Raw genomic sequence first — 18,612 nt, 5'->3', positions numbered from 1 at the left:
CAAGCGAGGGCTGGCTCAATGCTTACGCCGGGAATGATAAACAACACTGCGGAGATCTCTAGGGACTCCGTTCACCGGGCCCCAATTTACCAGAAGTGTTTACCGGCAGACTTTTGCAGCAACACCAGCATCGTTTGATGGGCCTCAATCTCCTGGGTTGTGGCATGGATGACGGAGAGCGATGACCGATCTCTCGATAGCCTGCAGATGGCAGGGGAATCCGCATCACTCGGCCCCCGCTTTCTTTCGCCGGCATCGGGATCGAGGGCATCACTCCCCTGGGCCAGCATCAGATCCGTCTGGCCGCCGGTCATCAGGAGATAAACATCGGCGAGAATCTCTGCATCCAGCAAAGCACCGTGCAGATCGCGTTGGGAGTTATCGACAAAATAGCGTTTGCACAATGCATCCAGATTATTTTTCTGGCCAGGATGTTTCTCCCGTGCCAGCGCCAGAGTATCCAATACAGCGCAGTGAGCACTCACATTTTGCCAGCGCGAGCTGCCAAGCAAAGCCAGTTCGGCGTCAATAAATCCAACATCAAAAGGCGCGTTATGAATAACCAACTCGGCGCCCTCACAAAAATCCATAAACTCATCGGCAACCTGTGTAAAGACCGGCTTGTCCACGAGAAACTCATTAGTGATCCCGTGGACTTCAACAGCACCATCATCCACCCGCCGCTGTGGGTTGATATATTGGTGGTAGTGGCGCCCAGTCAGTTTGCGATTAACCAACTCCACGCAGCCAATCTCAATAATCCGGTGACCGCTTTTGGGGTCAAGGCCGGTAGTTTCGGTATCCAGGACAACCTGACGCATTTCCGACTCCTTTCAGGATTTCGTTTTATCGGCACCGCGATTAGCCAACTGGTCCGCCCGCTCATTACCGGGGTGACCAGCATGGCCTTTGACCCAGTGCCATCGCACTTGATGTCTGGATACATTTTGATCCAACTGTCGCCAAAGATCGGCATTCTTGACCGGCTTCTTGTTGGCGGTTTTCCAGCCGTTTTTCTTCCAATTGTTGATCCAACCAGTAATCCCCTGGCGCAGATATTGGGAATCGGTATGAAGATCCACCTCACAGGGTTGTTTCAAGGCCTCAAGAGCCTTGATTGCAGCCAGTAACTCCATCCGATTATTGGTCGTATGGGCTTCTCCGCCAAACAGTTCTTTTTCCCGTTCCCCATAAACCAACAATGCACCCCAGCCTCCAGGCCCCGGATTACCGCGACAGGCCCCATCGGTGTAGATCGTAATTTGCTTCAAAATCAATGCCAATATAGGAATGCAACCGAGTTGCAGGACAACCCCGCAAGATCAGCGTTTTTGATGTTTTCCTCGCGCTGCAACGCGGGGGCTTGTGGGTGTCGCCGTCAGCGCAGGCTTTCGCTTCGTATGCCAGTGCATCTTGATAGTACGAACACGCGCCACCTCTCTGCGCGCGACTATGATGTAAAAGCCGCCCCAAGGCAAGCGCCAACGGGAGCCCAGATGCTCCATCCAGGCCGTTTTATCAAGGAGGTCACGCTGCTGAAGAGGAAGTCGAAAAAAACCCCTTTCGACCCGCTCTGCCTGCAGATCCAGCAAATTCATCCAGTCGGCCACCCGCGCCGCACGCAACTGGTTACCCTGTTGATAAGCTCCGCGAGAGAACAACAGGCGAGATAGGCCCAGCAGAGAGAAGGGATTGAAGCCCATCAGCAGCAAGCGTCCTCCGGGTATCAATACCCGGGCGGCTTCGCGCAATATCTGGTGGGGGTGACGGGAGAAGTCCAGCAGGTGATGCAGGAGAACTATATCGATGGATTCGGAGGGAAGGGGCAACTGCTCAAACTCCACCAAGGCGGCGCCGGACTGCTCCAGGCAAGTAGCCAAGCGAAATCGGTGGTTGATTCGGCTGCATGCGGCAAAATCCACCGCATCTGTGACACCTGCCTGCATCAGATGGTAGCCGAACAACCCCTCCACCAATGGCTGCGCCAGGGCAAGCTGTTGGGACAGGATCTCCTGCCCTAGAGCACTGGAAAACCAGTGGGACAGCGCCGGGCAGGCATTTGCCAATGACGCCAGCTCCGTTGGGCTCCGTGGCCTGGAATTTTCTGTCATTGCGTCTCCTTTTGAACATCGACAGAACCTGCATTCTGTGCCAGCCCCCTAACCGGGGGAGCACCATTGAGTGTAAATCCTTTGATTCATCTCAATCATCTGGTGACAACAGATCCGTTTTACCTTCTTCCTGTGTCTAGATTACGCACCAATCCCTATCCTACATGGTATCGTTTCATGATCCATCTGACAGGCGCAGCCAAAATGCTATCTATATCCCCTATCCCCGCATTCAGCGACAACTATATATGGCATCTCCAGCAAGGCGATGAGCACTGGGTTGTGGACCCGGGAGAGGCCGAACCGGTTGTTAAAGCCCTCCGGGGGGCTTCGCTCAATGGCATTCTCATTACTCACCATCATCTGGATCATACCGGCGGTATCACATCACTGTTTAAACAGTATCAATGCCCGGTCCTTGGCCCCGCATCCGTCGAGGGGGTAACAACCCCATTGACCGGGGGTGGTGGGGTAACCGTATTGGGCATGCCCCTCGGGGTCTGCAATATACCGGGTCACACTTTGGACCACTTGGCACTAATCCTGCGGGAACCGGTTTCCGAGCGCTCTGTGCAAACCCATCTGTTTTGCGGTGACACACTGTTCGCCGCCGGTTGTGGTCGCCTGTTTGAAGGCACTCCGGAGCAGATGTTCCATTCCCTGGCAAAACTGAGCACACTGGACGCCACCACCCGAGTCTACTGCGCTCACGAATACACACTGGGCAACCTGCATTTCGCCAAAATCGTCGAGCCCGGAAACACAGCCATAGAACAGCGGCTCTCTAGTTGCCAGGCACTCAGGGATGCGAACAAACCCACTCTCCCCTCCACCATCGCCCAGGAACTAGCAACCAACCCCTTTCTGCGCTGCAAAGTGCCCGAGGTGATAAAAAGCGCAGCCCACCACGCGGGTCAACCTCACCCCTCAACTCTGGATCAAGTCACCATATTTGCAATCTTGCGCGAATGGAAAGACCAGTTCTAGAGAAGTAGTCATCGGCTAGACTTTAATCACGCATTGTATTGTCGACAAAGCTTTCGATTGCCGGGGTAAACGGCTCAGGAAGGCCCAGCAAGAGAGCACCCAACACATACACTGGTATTTCAAGGATGACGGTTCAAATGGCCTTTTCAATATCCGCTTACTTGTCTGTTAGATCGTGTCACAAATCAGTTGCATATTTCTTATCCGCCTGCATTGACCGAAACTATTTCGGCTATTTAGAATCACATGGATATGATTAAATGCTCAGCACCCCCAAAAATAAGCGCTTAAGCGCAGTCTGGGCCAGGAATTAGAAGAAGTACGCGCGGATATACCCAACATGGTTCACAAGAATTTTACCATGGCATTGCTGGCAGCCACGGTCGGGGCCTGCTCACCAATACCGACTAAAGACGCACTCCCCGAGCGCGAACCCATTCCGGCACAAGAAACCTCTAATACGCAGAGCACTGACACGCCCACCTTGGTAGACACTGAAGAGTCGTTGCCACCGGAGGATATATGGGATCGCCTGCGCCGGGGTTTTCAGCTCAACCACCATACTAGCGATCCCAGGGTAGAGGACTACATTGCGTATTTTTCTCGCAATGAAGGCTATATGGCCCGTGTTACCCAACGCGCCCGCCGTTATATTTTCCATGTTGCAGAGGCTTTGGATCAGGCTAATATGCCGCTGGAACTGGCTCTGCTGCCGATCGTTGAGAGCGCCTACGACCCCTTTGCCTATTCCCACGCCCGAGCCTCCGGTATGTGGCAGTTTATTCCCTCTACTGGACGCTCGTTAGGCTTGCAACAGAACTGGTGGTACGACGGGCGACGCGATGTTCACGAATCCACCCGCGCCGCGATCAAATACTTTAACTATCTATCCGAGCGTTTTGACGGCGATTGGGAGTTGGTTCTAGCGGCTTACAATTCCGGTGAGGGCACTGTGCGCAGAGCCATTGAACGCAACCGGCGCAAGGGACTGGGTACCCGCTTCTGGGATCTCAAACTGCCGCGGGAAACCAGGCACTATGTCCCCCAGCTGCTGGCCCTGGCAGAGGTTGTATCGCACCCCGAGCAATATCAAGTGCCATTACACGACGTAGCCAACCAGCCCTACTTTGTTCGTGTAGATGTCGGCAGCCAGATTGATCTGGTTCAAGCCGCAGACTTGGCCGAGATCGAAATCGAGGAGCTGTACCTGCTCAATCCCGGTTACAATCGCTGGGCAACAGATCCCAACGGCAATCACCAATTACTAATCCCCATTGGCAGCCACCAGCAGTTTGAAAGCGCCTTGAAGCTGCTGCCAAAAAATCAGCGGGTAACCTGGCAGCATTACACTATCGTTCGAGGCGACACGCTTTCCACAATCGCGCGCGATTACCAGACAACCGTCTCGGCGATACGCGAGGCCAACAAGCTCCACAACAACAATATCCGTGCCGGCACAACCCTGCTGATCCCCAGCGCATCCGGCCCCGCCGGGCAGTATGCCTATGCCCTAGACCAGCGTGTAAGGCACCGCCAGTCCTCCGGGCATGGACAAAAGACCCGCTATACCGTTCAACCCGGCGACAGTCTTTGGGCAATAGCCCGCAAGTTGAAAGTCAGTGTGAAAGCACTGGCCAGCTGGAATAGCATGGCCCCCAGCGACACCCTGCGCCCCGGGCGTATACTGATTGCCTACGGCAGCACTCCGGACAACAACAGCCGCACCACACGCAAGGTCTCTTACAGGGTGAGAAGCGGTGACTCTCTCTACCGGATAGCCAGCAAATTCAGTATACGAATCGATGACATTTTACGCTGGAACAAACTGACCAAATCGAAATATTTACAGCCCGGCCAGCGCCTCACCCTGTTTGTGGATAGCGCCGGTAACCAGCGTAAACCTTTCTAAGCAAGTCTATTTAATAATTTGAAGGGCTTCTGGCAATAAAAAACCCGGCAAAACACCGGGTTTTTTATTGCCTATCAAACCAGGTTACTCACCGTTAGTAAAAAGCTCAACCTTAGCCTGATCTGACAGGTAGCGCTGCACGGCAGCCAATTCAGCACCGCCAGTGACGGAGGCCAACTGCTGCATCAGTGCCTGGCGCTGCTCTTTGTTCTGTTGCGACAAACTGCCTGAGCGAACATTGCGCAGCTTGAGAATCACCTGGTCTCCATTATCGGTGGCAAACACCACTAATCTAGTCGCCCCCCCCGAAGGCGCTGGCAACGAGAAGGCTTTATTATTAATTTCACCGCGCTCACCGAAGCCGCCGCGGCGAGTCTTATCACTGGTCTCAAAGGTCAGCCCCTGATCCCTGGCAAGCTCGGCAAAGTCTTCTCCCGCGGTCAGCTTTTCCTTAAGTGCCTGCGCCTGTTGCACAAGCTGTGCACTGGCCTTGTCGCGCTTGAGGCGTTCAACGATTTGCTCGCGCACCTCCTCCAATGGGTAGGTACCGGCTGCCTGGGACTCGGTTACACGCAGGACCAGCGAATGTTCATTGTTCAGATTCAACACATCGGAGGTATTACCGTCTTCCTTGACCTCAGGAGAGAAAGCCGCATCGACCACCTGACTCTCTGCCAGCACACCGGTACCACTGGTACGGGAAAAAAGGTCACTAGTTTGTAAGGGCACGCCCAACTCCTCGGCCGGGCCGGAGAGTTCCTCGGCGTTATAGGCCAGATCGGCCAACCGGCTCAGGGCATCAACGAACTCCTGCTCTGCAGCGACGCTGCGCAGTTGGCTTTCAATCGCACCTCTACGCTCTGAAAAAGTAGGGGGTTCGCTCTCTTCAATCTCCAGCAGCTTGATAAAGTGGGTACCGCTCTCAGTAGTTACCGGAGACGATACCTGTCCCACCTCCAGAGAGGCTAGCGCCTCCTCGAAATCCTTGGGAAAGACATCCCCGGTGGTGAAACCCAGATCACCACCCTCATCCCGGGAGCCGATATCTTCCGAATAGGTCTTTGCCAGCTGGGCAAAGTCCTCACCAGCGTTCAGCTTGCCCTGAATTTCAGCAATTTTATCCTGACTGGCATCTTCCAGTAGGATATGGGCGGCCCGTCGGCGGTGCTTAGCGCTAAAACTGGCTATCTCCTGATCATATTGAGCGCGTATATCCTCATCCGTAATATCGATATTGGCGGCAAATATGCTAGGCGTCAGCTCGATGTATTCAACCGCCACCTGCTCGGGACGCTGGTACTGACTCTGATTCTCCTGATAATACTGCTCCACCTCGCCATCGCTGACCTCTATACCGGCCAACAGCGACTGTACGGGCATCACGACGTAATCGAAGTCGCGCTCCTCCATAGAAGCCGCCACAATCTGCTTGGCATCCACCTCTGTGGTGAAGGCACTCCCGGTGACGCTGTCAGCATACTGCTGCAAAGCAAGATCACTTTCGATAACCTGAGGAAAGTTCGCCGTGTTATAGCCCATGCGGCGCAAAGCGTCACGATAGAGTTGCGGATCAAAATTACCATTCACCTGAAAAGCAGGTATATCCGTGATGGCTTTGTTCACAGTTGTCGTGCTCATCACCATGCCGCTACTTTGTGCAGCTTGGCGCAGTACGGCGCTGGATACCAGTTGACGCAACACCGGTTCGCGCAGCTGTTGATCACTAATAAGATCTGCAGGAACATTTTCACCATATTGGCTCATGATCATATTACGGCGATTTTGGATTGCGCGCTGCAAATCCAGATTGGTAATCTTCTCACCATTGACCTCGGCAACCGCATCGGCAGCACCGCCACTGGCCCCGGTGAAAAAGTCGATTCCACCAATAACCATAATAAAACCAAAAAAGGCCGCAAGAATGATTGCCGCTGTGCCTTTCAGGTTGTCGCGCATGGACTGAAGCATGCTCAGCTCCGAAAGTTGAGTTTGTTATTTGACTGTGCAGATAGAAAAAAGGCGTATCCGAGTTGACACGCCTGTTGAAGTTCCAGTTATTTACAAAGCCGGGGACACCACTGACAAACTCAGTTTACGGCGTCTTTCAGGGCTTTACCGGCCTTGAAGCTGGGAATTTTTGCCGCAGCAATTTCAATTGGATCGCCCGTGCGCGGATTGCGACCAGTACGGGCAGCGCGCTCTTTAACTACAAAAGTGCCAAAGCCCACCAAGGCAACCTGATCGCCTTTCTTAAGCGCATCAGTAATGCTATCAACTATTGCCTCCAAAGCACGACCGGCAGCTGCTTTTGGAATATCTGCAGATGCGGCAATTGCTTCAATCAATTCGGACTTGTTCACGCTTAATCCCTCTGTTCTTTTCAATATGCTTCGGATACCCTCAAGCTGGGCACCCTTAGTTGTAACTTTTTGACCACCAGCCACTCACATGCCGGGTAGCAAGCCTTGTTTTATACCAACTGCCCCGTAGCGGGTCAAGGAACCATGGGGGTTTCCGGTTGGCCGGGTACTCCTCAGGCAGCTGAATCCGGGTGACCGGCTATATTTTGACCCTGAAAATTGTTTCAAGGTGACAAAAGCCACCCCGCACAGGTATTTAGTGGGTCTGGATTGAGCGCTGAGAGCGCTCTTCAGCTTGCTTTTGTAAGGCAGAGTATTCCTCGTCCGATAAGGATTCCGGTTTATGCTCAAGTGCCAGCTCAAGTACCTGATCAATCCACTTAACCGGTTTAACCACCAAATCCTGAAGGATATTGTCGGGAATATCTTTTAGGTCCCGCTCGTTATCCGCAGGAATCAGTACCGTTTTGATACCGCCTCTGTGTGCCGCTAACAACTTCTCCTTGAGACCACCAATGCGCAGTACCTCTCCGCGCAAAGTGATTTCACCCGTCATTGCAACCTCTGAGCATACCGGGATATTAGTCAGTACAGAAACCAATGCGGTGCACATGGCTATACCCGCCGATGGGCCGTCCTTAGGTGTAGCGCCTTCAGGAACGTGAATATGAATATCTTGTGTCTCGTGGAAATCAGGCCCTATGCCAAGCGCCTGGGAGCGAGAGCGGACCACTGTCAGCGCTGCCTGGATTGACTCCTGCATCACATCGCCGAGGGAACCGGTTTTGATCATGCGCCCCTTGCCGGGCACCGCAGATGCCTCAATATTGAGTAGCTCACCACCCACCTCGGTCCAGGCAAGGCCGGTTACAATACCGATCTTGTTTTCCTCTTCTGCACGACCAAAATCAAACTTGCGCACACCCAGCAATTCTTCCAGCTCCTCGGGTTTCACCATAGCTTTTTTATCTGACGGATTGCGCACATGTTCAGTGACAATCTTGCGACAAATTTTGGCGATTTCCCGATCCAGTCCACGCACTCCCGCCTCACGTGTATAGTAGCGGACTATGTCCCGGATCGTATCATCAGACAGTGCCAACTCATCCTCTTTGAGCCCGTTCGCTTTGCGCTGTTTAGGCACCAGATAGCGCTGAGCAATATTGAGTTTTTCATCTTCGGTGTAACCGGGCAGGCGTATCACTTCCATGCGGTCGAGTAGCGGACCCGGTATATTCATGGAGTTTGAGGTACACACAAACATCACATCAGAGAGGTCATAGTCCACCTCCAGATAGTGGTCGTTAAAGCTTTTGTTCTGCTCAGGGTCGAGCACTTCCAGCAGTGCCGATGCAGGATCACCGCGTTGGTCCATACCCATTTTATCTACTTCATCCAGCAGAAACAGGGGGTTCTTCACACCAGCCTTGGAGATTTTCTGTATCAGCTTACCCGGAAGTGAACCAATGTAGGTGCGACGGTGACCTCGAATTTCTGCTTCATCCCGCACCCCGCCCAGAGCCATTCGCACATAACGGCGATTGGTCGCGCGGGCGATAGACTGTCCCAGAGAGGTTTTACCAACGCCGGGCGGGCCCACCAGACACAGAATTGGACCTTTCACTTTTTTTACCCGCTTTTGCACTGCGAGATATTCGAGTATACGCTCTTTGACTTCCTCCAAGCCGTAGTGATCTTCCTCAAGAATTTCTTCGGCCTTATTCAGGTCATGTCGTACCCGGCTGCCTTTTTTCCAGGGCAAACTCAGCATCCAGTCGATGTAGCTGCGCAGTACCGATGCCTCTGCGGACATTGGCGACATCATTTTCAGTTTAGCCAACTCCGTACGGGTTTTCTTTTCCGCCTCAGCACTCATACCGGCATCGCGAATTTTGTTTTCCAGCTCTTCAATTTCATTAGGCTCTTCAGTAATTTCACCCAACTCTTTTTGAATGGCTTTCATCTGTTCATTCAGATAATACTCGCGCTGGCTTTTTTCCATCTGTTTTTTCACACGGCCACGGATCCGCTTCTCAACCTGAATCAAGTCAATTTCAGAATCCATCAGACCGAGCAAATGCTCGAGGCGCTCTTTGACACTGGCCGTTTCCAAAAGCTCCTGCTTCTGCGCGAGTTCTAAAGACATATGGGCCGAAATGGTATCCGCCAGGCGGCCTGGTTCATCAATCCCTGCCAGTGAGGTAATTACCTCATTAGGTACCTTTTTGCTGACAGAGACATACTGCTCAAACTGAGCCATCACAGAGCGCACCAGGGCTTCCGCCTCTCCCTCCGGCAATTCCAGCGTTTCCATGGGCTCCACGCGAGCCTCAAAGTGGTTTTCATGTTCCTCAACACCGAGGATATTGACTCTCTCTCCCCCTTCCACTAGTACTTTTACAGTGCCATCGGGAAGTTTGAGAAGCTGTAGAACATTGGCGATTGTGCCTATCCGGTAGATATCCTCAGCGCCGGGGTCATCTTCCGATGCCTTTCTCTGCGCTACGAGTAACACCTGTTTATCCCTGCGCATAGCCTCTTCGAGGGCTTTTATGGACTTCTCCCGGCCGACAAACAGCGGGATCACCATATGTGGGTAAACAACGACATCCCGCAGTGGCAACAATGGATATGCAAGTGTAGTGTCGGATGACTGATCCATAGAACTCCTCTCAGCCCAATCACTGGGTATTTGGCACAGCACCATATTGCTGCTTGAATTGGACCACCGCCTTTCAGTTATAGGAAATGGGGGAGATCGCCCCGAATACAAGTCTAATCTCGCATCCAATGTGTACCGACTTCAAATGCACTACAGAAGACTGTTCCCTTATGTCTTAAGAAAATGGCCACAAGTTTTGTTAATGATAAAAAAATGCTATAAAAAAACCCCATTTTGGGGTTTTGCTTGGCACATTGAGCACTATTCTTCCGGCACGGCTTTCTGCGGCTTGGTTTCGCTCTCGTAAACCAGCAGGGGCGCCGACTCCCCCCTAATGACCGGCTCATCAATAACCACTTTGGCGACGTTATCAGCGGAGGGAATATCGTACATGGTTTCCAGTAACACAGATTCCATGATAGAGCGCAGCCCGCGTGCACCAGTTTTGCGCTCCATGGCCTTGGTTGCCACCGCGTCTAGGGCATCCGGGCGGAAGTCCAATTCTACATTTTCCATCTCGAAAAGCTTCGCGTACTGCTTGGTCAAGGCATTGCGGGGCTCGGTGAGGATCTGCACCAGAGCTTCCCGGTCCAGTTCTTCAAGTGTGGCTGTGACCGGCAGGCGGCCCACAAACTCCGGGATCAAACCGTAGCGAACCAGATCCTCTGGCTCCAGACCCTTGACTATTTCCCCAAAATTACTCTTGTCATCGCTAGACTTTACTTCGGCACTGAACCCAATGCCGCCCTTCTCTGAGCGATCTCGGATCACTTTGTCCAGCCCCGCAAAGGCGCCACCACAGATAAACAGAATGTTGGCGGTATCCACTTGCAGAAATTCCTGTTGGGGATGCTTGCGCCCGCCCTGGGGCGGTACAGAGGCCACGGTTCCCTCAATCAACTTCAGTAGTGCTTGTTGCACGCCTTCGCCGGAGACATCACGGGTGATAGAAGGGTTATCAGATTTACGGGAAATTTTGTCGATTTCATCGATATAAACGATGCCCTGCTGAGCCTTTTCAACATCGTAGTCGCATTTCTGCAACAGCTTCTGAATAATATTCTCAACGTCTTCACCCACATAGCCAGCTTCAGTGAGCGTAGTCGCATCCGCAATTGTGAAAGGCACATTGAGCAGGCGCGCGAGTGTCTCAGCCAACAGGGTTTTACCGCTGCCGGTGGGACCTACCAGCAGGATATTGGATTTGCTGAGTTCAACATCGTCCTTGCCTTTCACGGCAGTTTTGCTGCGCAGGCGCTTGTAATGATTGTATACCGCTACCGCCAGCACGCGTTTGGCGCCCTCCTGCCCTACCACATACTGATCGAGGATCTCGGTGATTTCACGCGGAGTGGGCAGGCGTCCCTCTGGGCCTTCCGCGGTTTCCTGGACCTCTTCGCGAATAATATCAGTGCAGAGTTCGACACATTCATCGCAGATAAAGACGGACGGCCCGGCGATTAACTTCCGCACTTCCTGTTGACTCTTGCCACAGAAAGAGCAGTACAACAACTTGCCACTGTCTTCCCCGCTGCTTTTGTCGGTCATCAAAATACTCCGTGGTCACTGCCCGGCCAGGGCCCTCTCAAATACAAGTACTCCAGCAAGATGCTGCTTTTTAGCGCCTTTTTCAAGCCCTTTTACCGAGGGGAAATAATCCTAGAACGCACCACTGAAAGATAACGCCACTGACAGATCTTCAGTTGCACTCACTATTTCTCCAACGCCTGCCGACGTGACAATACTTCGTCTACCAGGCCATACTCCCTGGCTTCATCAGCACTGAGGAAATGATCGCGCTCCGTATCCCGCTCAATATCGCTGACCGGTCGTCCGGAGTGATGCGCCATCAACTCGTTCAAGCGGTGGCGAATTTTCAGGATTTCCTGGGCATGAATATGGATATCACTGGCCTGTCCCTGAGCACCACCGCTGGGCTGGTGGATCATCACACGGGAATTAGGGGTCACAAATCGCTTGCCAACAGCCCCTGAGGTCAAGAGAAAAGCCCCCATGCTGCAGGCCTGGCCAATACACATGGTGCTCACATCCGGCTTGATAAACTGCATTGTATCGTAAATTGACATGCCCGCAGTTACAGAACCACCGGGAGAATTAATGTAGAGATGGATATCCTTGTCGGGATTCTCAGCCTCCAGGAACAACAGCTGAGCAACCACCAGGTTGGCCATATGGTCTTCAACCGCCCCAACAAGGAAGATAACCCGCTCTTTGAGCAAACGGGAGTAGATGTCAAATGAGCGCTCTCCTCTGGCGGTTTGTTCGACCACTACGGGCACCAAACCCGTTCCCAAAGGGTCTATAGAGGCTCGGGGAAAATCAATTCGTGCCATAGGTACCATTGCTTCCTTTTTTGGCGTTTTCCGCGGGTCAGCAAACGGGCGACTGCCACCGATGCTGAAAAAATCGGTTTTCAGAGCTTAACCGGTCAGACGGGATAAAGCCAGCCGACGCTAGGGGTAGGGGATGCAGCGGAGCCCCACCGAAGCGGGGCCACCTATCTTTGTAGGGAAGTTAAAATTTAGTTCTGTTGCGGCTTGATGACCTCATCGTAGCTGCATTCAACATCCTGTACTTTGGCAGAAACCAGAATAAAATCGACCACTTGGTCTTCCAGAACCACTGACTCAACGCCCGCCAGCAGTTCGCGGTTGCCGTAGTAGTACTCAACCACCTCTTCCGGCTGCTGGTAAGTAGAAGCCAGTTCCTCGACCTTCGCTTTCACACGTTCTGCGTCCACAACCAAGTCATTTTGCTTGACAATCTCACCCACCACGAGGCCGAGCACTACCCGGCGCCTGGCCTGTTCTTCAAACATGGTGTCCGGCAGCATGCGCTCGGCATCCTCGGCTTTAACCTGACCACCGAACTGCTGGGTCATTTGGGTACGGAGGGTGCCGATTTCTCCTGCCACTAACACGGATGGCAGCTCAAGTGAATGCCTTTCGAAAAGCTGATCCATAATTTGGGTCTTCACTCTGTTCAAGGCGGCGTTCTTAAGCTCCCGCTCCATATTGCTGCGCACTTCCTCACGGAACTTTTCTTCCCCGCCACCCCCGACGCCGTAAGCTTTGAAAAACGCGTCATCCAATGGCGGCAATTCAGGCTTTTCGGCGGAGTTCACCTTAATGTGGAAGGTTACTGCTGCACCGCGCAACGCTTCGGACTGGTAGTCTGCCGGGAATGTCAAATCAACCTCTTTTTCTTCCCCCGGTTTCATGCCCAGGATGCCATCTTCAAAACCGGGGACCATCTGTCCTGAACCCAACACCAACTGATGGTCTTTGGCCTCACCACCTTCAAACGCCTCACCGTCCTTACGGCCAACGAAATCAATGGTGACCCGGTCTCCCTTTTGGGCTTTACGCTTGGTATCTTTCCAGGAAGACTGTTGTTTTCGCAGTACTTCAACCATGTTCTCGATGTCGGCATCGGTAACCGCCGCTACCGGACGCTCAATCCTGATCTCGGCGAGGTCGGCCAACTCCACTTGGGGATAAACTTCAAAAGTGGCGACATATTCGAGATTCTTCCCCGCGGCAGTTTCCTTTGCCTCAATACTCGGCTGGCCGGCGGGCCTCAATTGTTCATTCTGAACAGCGTCGTGGAAAGAGCGGCTCATCACTTCACCAAGCACTTCCTGGCGCACACCGGCGCCAAAGCGCTGGCGCACCAGCTTCATAGGCACCTTGCCCTTGCGAAAACCGTTTACGCGAACTGTTTTAGCGGCCTGCTGAAGTCGCTTGTCCACCTCTCTATCGACGATTTCCGCCGGCAAATTAACCGTTAAACGGCGCTCCAGACCCGAAGTAGTTTCGATGGAAACCTGCATGTTTATCCTCGTGAGACTCTCTCTTTATATCGCGCCACAGCGCCAACGAATATCGGGCGCCGGAGACTGAGCCGGCCACCTCAAAGGCATATTCAGCGAACTTACAAAGTAAATTCCCGCCCATACCAAATACAAGAAGTCCGCACCCACCCTTCTCGGGGCAGATCCGGCGGACTCCAGGACTCTTGATTTGGTGGGGACGGGGAGACTCGAACTCCCACACCTTGCGGCACCAGAACCTAAATCTGGCGTGTCTACCAATTTCACCACGTCCCCAGAACAGCTTCGCCGCTAACTCTTTGAAATATATGAATTTTCACACTTAAACAAAAGGCCGACGCAGCAAGGAGCGAGATTGTGCCACAGCGTATTACAGGCTTCAACAGCTTGCCAGTTACTAAGTCCACAAAATTAAAAAAGGCGTCTTAACGACGCCTTTTCAGAGCAGAGGAGGGCTCATACCCGTTCTAAAACCGTGGTAATACCCTGCCCCAGCCCAACGCACATCGTGGAAACCCCCAGGGTTCCGCCCTCGTTCTGCAAAACGGACAGCAGGGTGCCGGTGATACGCACCCCGGAGCAGCCAAAGGGGTGACCTAGAGCGATGGCACCACCGTACAGATTGACCTTTTCGTCCATTTTTTCGAGCAGATCGAGATCCTTCAACACCGGCAGTGCCTGCGCCGCAAATGCCTCATTCAACTCAACCTTGTCGATATCATTGATACCAAGACCCGCATGCTTCAGTGCCTTGTGAGTGGAAGGAACAGGTCCGTATCCCATGATGGAGGGATCAACCCCGGCCAGAGCCATCTCCCTTACACGGGCGATCGGGGTCATGCCCAGGGCCTCGGCGCGCTCAGCCGACATGACAAGCATCACTGAAGCACCGTCAGTGATCTGAGATGAAGTCCCCGCTGTCACCTGGCCGTGCTTGGGATCGAACGCCGGCTTCAATTCTGCGAGACCTTCCACGGTGGTGTCCGGTCGAATGGTCTGATCGGTCTCCACCAGAATAGGCACACCGTCATCATCATGACCTTCGATGGCAATAATCTCGCGATTGAATTTGCCGGTCCGGGTCGCTTCTGCGGCACGCTGGTGAGAACGAGCACCGAACTCATCCATTTGCCGGCGCTGAATACCGTGCATCATTGCCAAATATTCCGCGGTCATGCCCATGGAACCAGCTGCTTTGGCCATATAGCGACCAAGCATAGGGTTGGGACTGACATGCTCCATCATATTCAGGTGGCCCATGTGCTCTACCCCCCCCACCACATACACATCGCCCACACCGGCCTGGATATTGGCCGCGGCGGTGTGTAGCGAGGACATGGAGGAGCCACATAGGCGGTTGACCGTCTGCGCTGGTATGGTATGAGGCAGTCCAGCACGCAACAGGATAAAGCGCGCCACGTTGAAGCCCTGCTCGTCCCGCTGCATCACACAGCCCCAGATCAGGTCATCAATCTCCGCGGGATCCAGTTTGTCATTGCGCTGCAGGAACTTCTTCAGCAGCTCCGCAGACATATCGTCGGCGCGCACATGGCGATAAACGCCATTTTTTGAACGCCCCATGGCCGTACGCGCGTAGTCAACGATCACGGCATCTCTAGGATTTAAACCCATCGCTCTTCTCCTTACTTGTTGCCGTAGTAGGTTTCGCCACTTGCGGCCATTTCACGCATGCGCTCAGTCGGTTTGTACAGCTCACCCAATTCTGCATACTTGCCGGCCATTTTCACAAATTCATCCAGGCCGATCGTGTCTAGCCAGGCAAAAATACCGCCGCGGAAAGGTGGGAAACCGATGCCGTAAATCAGCGCCATATCCGCCTCGGCCGGAGAGCCAACAATACCCTCCTCCAGGCAGCGGGCCAGTTCAGTCGCCATAGGCACCATCATGCGCTCAACAATCTCATCGCGCTCGAATTCACGGCACTCGGCAACATGGGGCTTAAGCAGATCGTAAGATTCTCTGGTGGCCACTTTCCTGGGCTTGCCCTTCTTATCCTGCTCATAATTATAAAAGCCCTTTTCATTCTTCTGGCCGTAGCGACCGGCTTGGTACATCACATCGGATGCCGCAGTAAAGGTTTTACCCATTCGATCCGGAAAGCCCTCCGCCATAACACTTTCCGCATGCACGCCGGTATCAATACCTACGACATCCATCAGATAAGCCGGACCCATCGGCCACCCCCAGCGCTCCATCACCTTGTCGATCGACTGGAAATCGGCACCGTCGCGCACCAGCAGTGAGAAACCGGCAAAGTATGGGAAAAGCACGCGGTTTACGAGGAACCCAGGGCAATCGCGTACAACAATGGCTTTTTTACCCATCTTATTCGCGTAGGCAACCACCCGTGCGATTGCCTCATCGGAAGTCTTGTCTGCACGAATTACTTCCACCAGCGGCATTTTGTGTACCGGATTGAAGAAGTGCATGCCCAAGAAGTTTTCCGGGCGGGATAATGGCTCAGCCAGGTAATTGATGGAGATAGTGGAGGTATTAGACGCAATCACGGTATCTTCGCTGACTTTGGTCTCCACCTCCTTTAAAACCGAGTGCTTTACTTTCGGGTTTTCAACAACCGCTTCTACCACCACATCGACATTGTCAAAGCCATCATAACTCAAAGTCGGTTCGATGCGATTGAGAACCTCACCCATTTTTTCCGGGGTGAGACGCTTGCGCTCAACCAGTTTGGTCAGCAGTTTATTGGCTTCATTCAGACCGAGGTCGATCCCCTTTTGATCGATGTCCTTCATTTTGATGGGCGTGCCTCTGTAGGCAGACTGGTAAGCGATGCCTCCACCCATGATACCCGCACCGAGGACAGCGGCACGCTCGACCGGCTTATTCGCCTTCTTCTCCCAGCGCTTGGCCGTTTTGCTAACTGCCTGATCGTTCAGGAAGAGGCCTACCAGTGACTTGGCAGTGCCCGTTTGGGCACAGAAGATAAACTTTTCCTGCTCAATCTTCAGCGCTTCATCACGGGTTAATTTATAACCCTGCTCAATGGATTCAACTGCAGCAACTGGAGACGGGTAGTTTTTACCTGCCTGCTGACCAACAAATGCCTTGGTGGTATAGAAAGCCATCAGAGCTTCAGTGTCATTTAGCGGAATTGGAGAGTTTTTAACCACACGACCGGCTTTGTAGTCCAGTGTTCCATCAATCGCGCGCTCAAGCAGTTTAAGCGCTGCACTTTTTAATTCATCGGTCGGCACCACTGCATCCACAGCGTGCACTTCAAGCGCCGCAGCGGGCTTTTGTTCTTTCCCTGCAGCAATCCACTCGACTGCCGCATCGACACCCAAAAGGCGGGGCAATCGCACAGTGCCGCCCCACCCGGGAATCAGCCCCAGCTTGACTTCAGGCAGGCCCACTTTGGCCGCCTCACCCATCACACGGAAATCACAGCCGAGACATACCTCGAACCCCCCGCCCAGTGCGTACCCATTGATCGCTACTGCGGAGGGTACCGGCAAATCTTCCAGGCGGTTGATATTTTCGTTATTCTGGTTCATCAGATCAGCAACACCCTCTGCACCAGCGGAAAAGGCACTGCCAAATTCGGTGATATCGGCACCGACAATGAAGACATTCTTGCCACTGGTAAGCAGCACCCCCTTAACGCCTTCTGCTGTCTCGATAACATCCAGCGCTTGAGAAAACTCAGAAACCGTTTGACGATTAAACTTGTTGACGGATTCGCCTTGCAGGTCGAACTTAAGCTCTACGATGCCGTTGTCGAGCATTTGCACCGTAAGCGCTTTGCCATTAAATAACATTGATTGACCTCTTTTATTCTGGGCCGCAATCCTGGACCCGGGGTCGGAATTTTATGCAACCTTGGGCCGCGCCGCTGGGTGCGGTGACACCTGGGCCCAATACGGTCAGCCGTAGTATAGCTAGATTCAAACAATTGTTTGAATACTATTTCTTACAAATGGAGTGGCGCCAACAGCGCCCAGGTACAGAAAGCAGCCAGCTCAATGCACCTGTCGGGAACGAAAACCGCAAGAGTGTATCCCGGATCTGCCCGATTAATCAGTGGGTTGGCATAATTTACCCCTTATACGCTCAGGCTCCAGCTCTAGGAGGGGGCTGCATAAGCGGGGAGACAGGGGGGTCGTTGCGCTCACGACGATACAGTCACTTTGTCCTCGATTGCGGAATCGATGGGGGCGCCTGCCACTGAAATAATAGCCGTCCCCCACTTTTAGTAGCGCCGAATCAGTGCCAACAGTGACCTCCAATTCGCCCGCTACCACAATACCCCCCACCTCACCATCGACGATAGAGAGGCTGGATGCAGAGTCCTGGCCAACCGGAAATACCTTGCGCAGTATGGACATTGAACGCCCTGCCCGATGCCCGCCGAGAAGCTGGCAGCGCACCCGCCCGTTGCCAATATCCGGCATTTCACGGGCTCGAAAGAAAACCTGGCCAGGTTCGACGAATTGCAGAGAAAAAAAATCGGCCAGTGACATGGGGACGCTGCCCAATATTTTTTCAAGAGACCCAATGGATGGGCTGACACGCCCCTGCTCAATAAAAGAGATTGCAGCGTTGGTCACACCTGCCCGCCGCGCCAATTCTCTCTGGGATATACCGTAGATTTTGCGCACCAGTTTTAGGCGCACACCCACATCACTGTTATCTTCTGACTCATGACTTGCTTCCGTATCCACCATTTCACTTCCTGTAAATTTGGAGGC

The 18,612-nt window shown here is 53.2% G+C and carries 14 protein-coding genes and 1 tRNA gene; 2 read left to right on the top strand and 13 right to left on the bottom strand.

Annotated elements, in window-relative coordinates:
- Positions 1 to 86: 86 nt before the first annotated feature.
- Genes dnaQ through M8T91_RS05365 form a run of 3 tightly spaced genes read right to left on the bottom strand, consistent with a single transcriptional unit; the run spans position 87 to position 2,111 of the window.
- The gene (gene dnaQ, locus M8T91_RS05375) at positions 87 to 821 is read right to left on the bottom strand and encodes a DNA polymerase III subunit epsilon (RefSeq protein ID WP_301417554.1); all 735 of its coding nucleotides are present in this window, start codon (positions 819 to 821) and stop codon (positions 87 to 89) included.
- 12 nt (positions 822 to 833) lie between these two features.
- On the bottom strand, positions 834 to 1,271 hold the full coding sequence (gene rnhA, locus M8T91_RS05370) for a ribonuclease HI (RefSeq protein ID WP_367317746.1): 438 nt from the start codon (positions 1,269 to 1,271) through the stop codon (positions 834 to 836).
- A 51-nt stretch (positions 1,272 to 1,322) separates the two neighbouring features.
- On the bottom strand, positions 1,323 to 2,111 hold the full coding sequence (locus tag M8T91_RS05365) for a class I SAM-dependent methyltransferase (RefSeq protein ID WP_301417552.1): 789 nt from the start codon (positions 2,109 to 2,111) through the stop codon (positions 1,323 to 1,325).
- Positions 2,112 to 2,288: 177 nt separating this feature from the next.
- On the opposite strand from M8T91_RS05365, the gene gloB reads away from it, so the two are divergent.
- On the top strand, positions 2,289 to 3,098 hold the full coding sequence (gene gloB, locus M8T91_RS05360; protein WP_301417550.1) for a hydroxyacylglutathione hydrolase: 810 nt from the start codon (positions 2,289 to 2,291) through the stop codon (positions 3,096 to 3,098).
- 340 nt (positions 3,099 to 3,438) lie between these two features.
- On the top strand, positions 3,439 to 5,007 hold the full coding sequence (locus tag M8T91_RS05355; protein ID WP_301417548.1) for a LysM peptidoglycan-binding domain-containing protein: 1,569 nt from the start codon (positions 3,439 to 3,441) through the stop codon (positions 5,005 to 5,007).
- An 84-nt stretch (positions 5,008 to 5,091) separates the two neighbouring features.
- Here the strand turns inward: M8T91_RS05355 and M8T91_RS05350 are convergent, their stop codons facing one another.
- The 10 genes from M8T91_RS05350 to M8T91_RS05305 form a co-directional block, all read right to left on the bottom strand.
- Entirely contained in the window at positions 5,092 to 6,975 is a 1,884-nt protein-coding gene (locus tag M8T91_RS05350) for a SurA N-terminal domain-containing protein (RefSeq protein ID WP_301417546.1), read from the bottom strand.
- A 119-nt stretch (positions 6,976 to 7,094) separates the two neighbouring features.
- Positions 7,095 to 7,367 carry a non-specific DNA-binding protein Hbs gene (locus M8T91_RS05345; protein ID WP_301417544.1) on the bottom strand — a complete coding sequence of 91 codons (273 nt, stop codon included), beginning with the start codon at positions 7,365 to 7,367 and terminating at the stop codon, positions 7,095 to 7,097.
- A gap of 256 nt (positions 7,368 to 7,623) precedes the next feature.
- Positions 7,624 to 10,029, bottom strand: a complete 2,406-nt coding sequence (lon, locus tag M8T91_RS05340) for an endopeptidase La (protein WP_301417542.1) — start codon at positions 10,027 to 10,029, stop codon at positions 7,624 to 7,626.
- A 261-nt stretch (positions 10,030 to 10,290) separates the two neighbouring features.
- Positions 10,291 to 11,577, bottom strand: a complete 1,287-nt coding sequence (gene clpX, locus M8T91_RS05335) for an ATP-dependent Clp protease ATP-binding subunit ClpX (RefSeq protein ID WP_301417540.1) — start codon at positions 11,575 to 11,577, stop codon at positions 10,291 to 10,293.
- 164 nt (positions 11,578 to 11,741) lie between these two features.
- Positions 11,742 to 12,383 carry an ATP-dependent Clp endopeptidase proteolytic subunit ClpP gene (clpP, locus tag M8T91_RS05330; protein ID WP_301417538.1) on the bottom strand — a complete coding sequence of 214 codons (642 nt, stop codon included), beginning with the start codon at positions 12,381 to 12,383 and terminating at the stop codon, positions 11,742 to 11,744.
- 188 nt (positions 12,384 to 12,571) lie between these two features.
- A complete protein-coding gene (gene tig, locus M8T91_RS05325; RefSeq protein ID WP_301417536.1) occupies positions 12,572 to 13,882 on the bottom strand; it encodes a trigger factor in 1,311 nt (436 codons plus the stop codon).
- 191 nt (positions 13,883 to 14,073) lie between these two features.
- Positions 14,074 to 14,158: transfer RNA gene (locus tag M8T91_RS05320), tRNA-Leu, on the bottom strand.
- Between the two features lie 180 nt (positions 14,159 to 14,338).
- Positions 14,339 to 15,514 (bottom strand): acetyl-CoA C-acyltransferase FadA, encoded by a 1,176-nt coding sequence (gene fadA, locus M8T91_RS05315; RefSeq protein WP_301417534.1) that lies wholly within the window; start codon positions 15,512 to 15,514, stop codon positions 14,339 to 14,341.
- Between the two features lie 11 nt (positions 15,515 to 15,525).
- The gene (gene fadB, locus M8T91_RS05310; protein ID WP_301417532.1) at positions 15,526 to 17,682 is read right to left on the bottom strand and encodes a fatty acid oxidation complex subunit alpha FadB; all 2,157 of its coding nucleotides are present in this window, start codon (positions 17,680 to 17,682) and stop codon (positions 15,526 to 15,528) included.
- Between the two features lie 255 nt (positions 17,683 to 17,937).
- Positions 17,938 to 18,588 (bottom strand): helix-turn-helix domain-containing protein, encoded by a 651-nt coding sequence (locus M8T91_RS05305; RefSeq protein ID WP_301417530.1) that lies wholly within the window; start codon positions 18,586 to 18,588, stop codon positions 17,938 to 17,940.
- Between the last annotated feature and the right edge of the window lie 24 nt (positions 18,589 to 18,612).

It is taken from the genome of Microbulbifer sp. MI-G (assembly GCF_030440425.1).
In the GTDB taxonomy this organism is placed as follows: Bacteria; Pseudomonadota; Gammaproteobacteria; order Pseudomonadales; family Cellvibrionaceae; genus Microbulbifer; species Microbulbifer spongiae.
This window is presented reverse-complemented; position numbering and strand designations above follow the sequence as displayed.

Coding starts and splice junctions, on each gene's coding strand:
- dnaQ (WP_301417554.1), bottom strand. CDS start 821: ATGCGTCAGGTTGTCCTGGATACCGAAACTACCGGCCTTGACCCCAAA.
- M8T91_RS05365 (WP_301417552.1), bottom strand. CDS start 2,111: ATGACAGAAAATTCCAGGCCACGGAGCCCAACGGAGCTGGCGTCATTG.
- gloB (WP_301417550.1), top strand. CDS start 2,289: ATGATCCATCTGACAGGCGCAGCCAAAATGCTATCTATATCCCCTATC.
- M8T91_RS05355 (WP_301417548.1), top strand. CDS start 3,439: ATGGTTCACAAGAATTTTACCATGGCATTGCTGGCAGCCACGGTCGGG.
- M8T91_RS05350 (WP_301417546.1), bottom strand. CDS start 6,975: ATGCTTCAGTCCATGCGCGACAACCTGAAAGGCACAGCGGCAATCATT.
- lon (WP_301417542.1), bottom strand. CDS start 10,029: ATGGATCAGTCATCCGACACTACACTTGCATATCCATTGTTGCCACTG.
- clpX (WP_301417540.1), bottom strand. CDS start 11,577: ATGACCGACAAAAGCAGCGGGGAAGACAGTGGCAAGTTGTTGTACTGC.
- clpP (WP_301417538.1), bottom strand. CDS start 12,383: ATGGCACGAATTGATTTTCCCCGAGCCTCTATAGACCCTTTGGGAACG.
- tig (WP_301417536.1), bottom strand. CDS start 13,882: ATGCAGGTTTCCATCGAAACTACTTCGGGTCTGGAGCGCCGTTTAACG.
- fadA (WP_301417534.1), bottom strand. CDS start 15,514: ATGGGTTTAAATCCTAGAGATGCCGTGATCGTTGACTACGCGCGTACG.
- fadB (WP_301417532.1), bottom strand. CDS start 17,682: ATGTTATTTAATGGCAAAGCGCTTACGGTGCAAATGCTCGACAACGGC.
- M8T91_RS05305 (WP_301417530.1), bottom strand. CDS start 18,588: ATGGTGGATACGGAAGCAAGTCATGAGTCAGAAGATAACAGTGATGTG.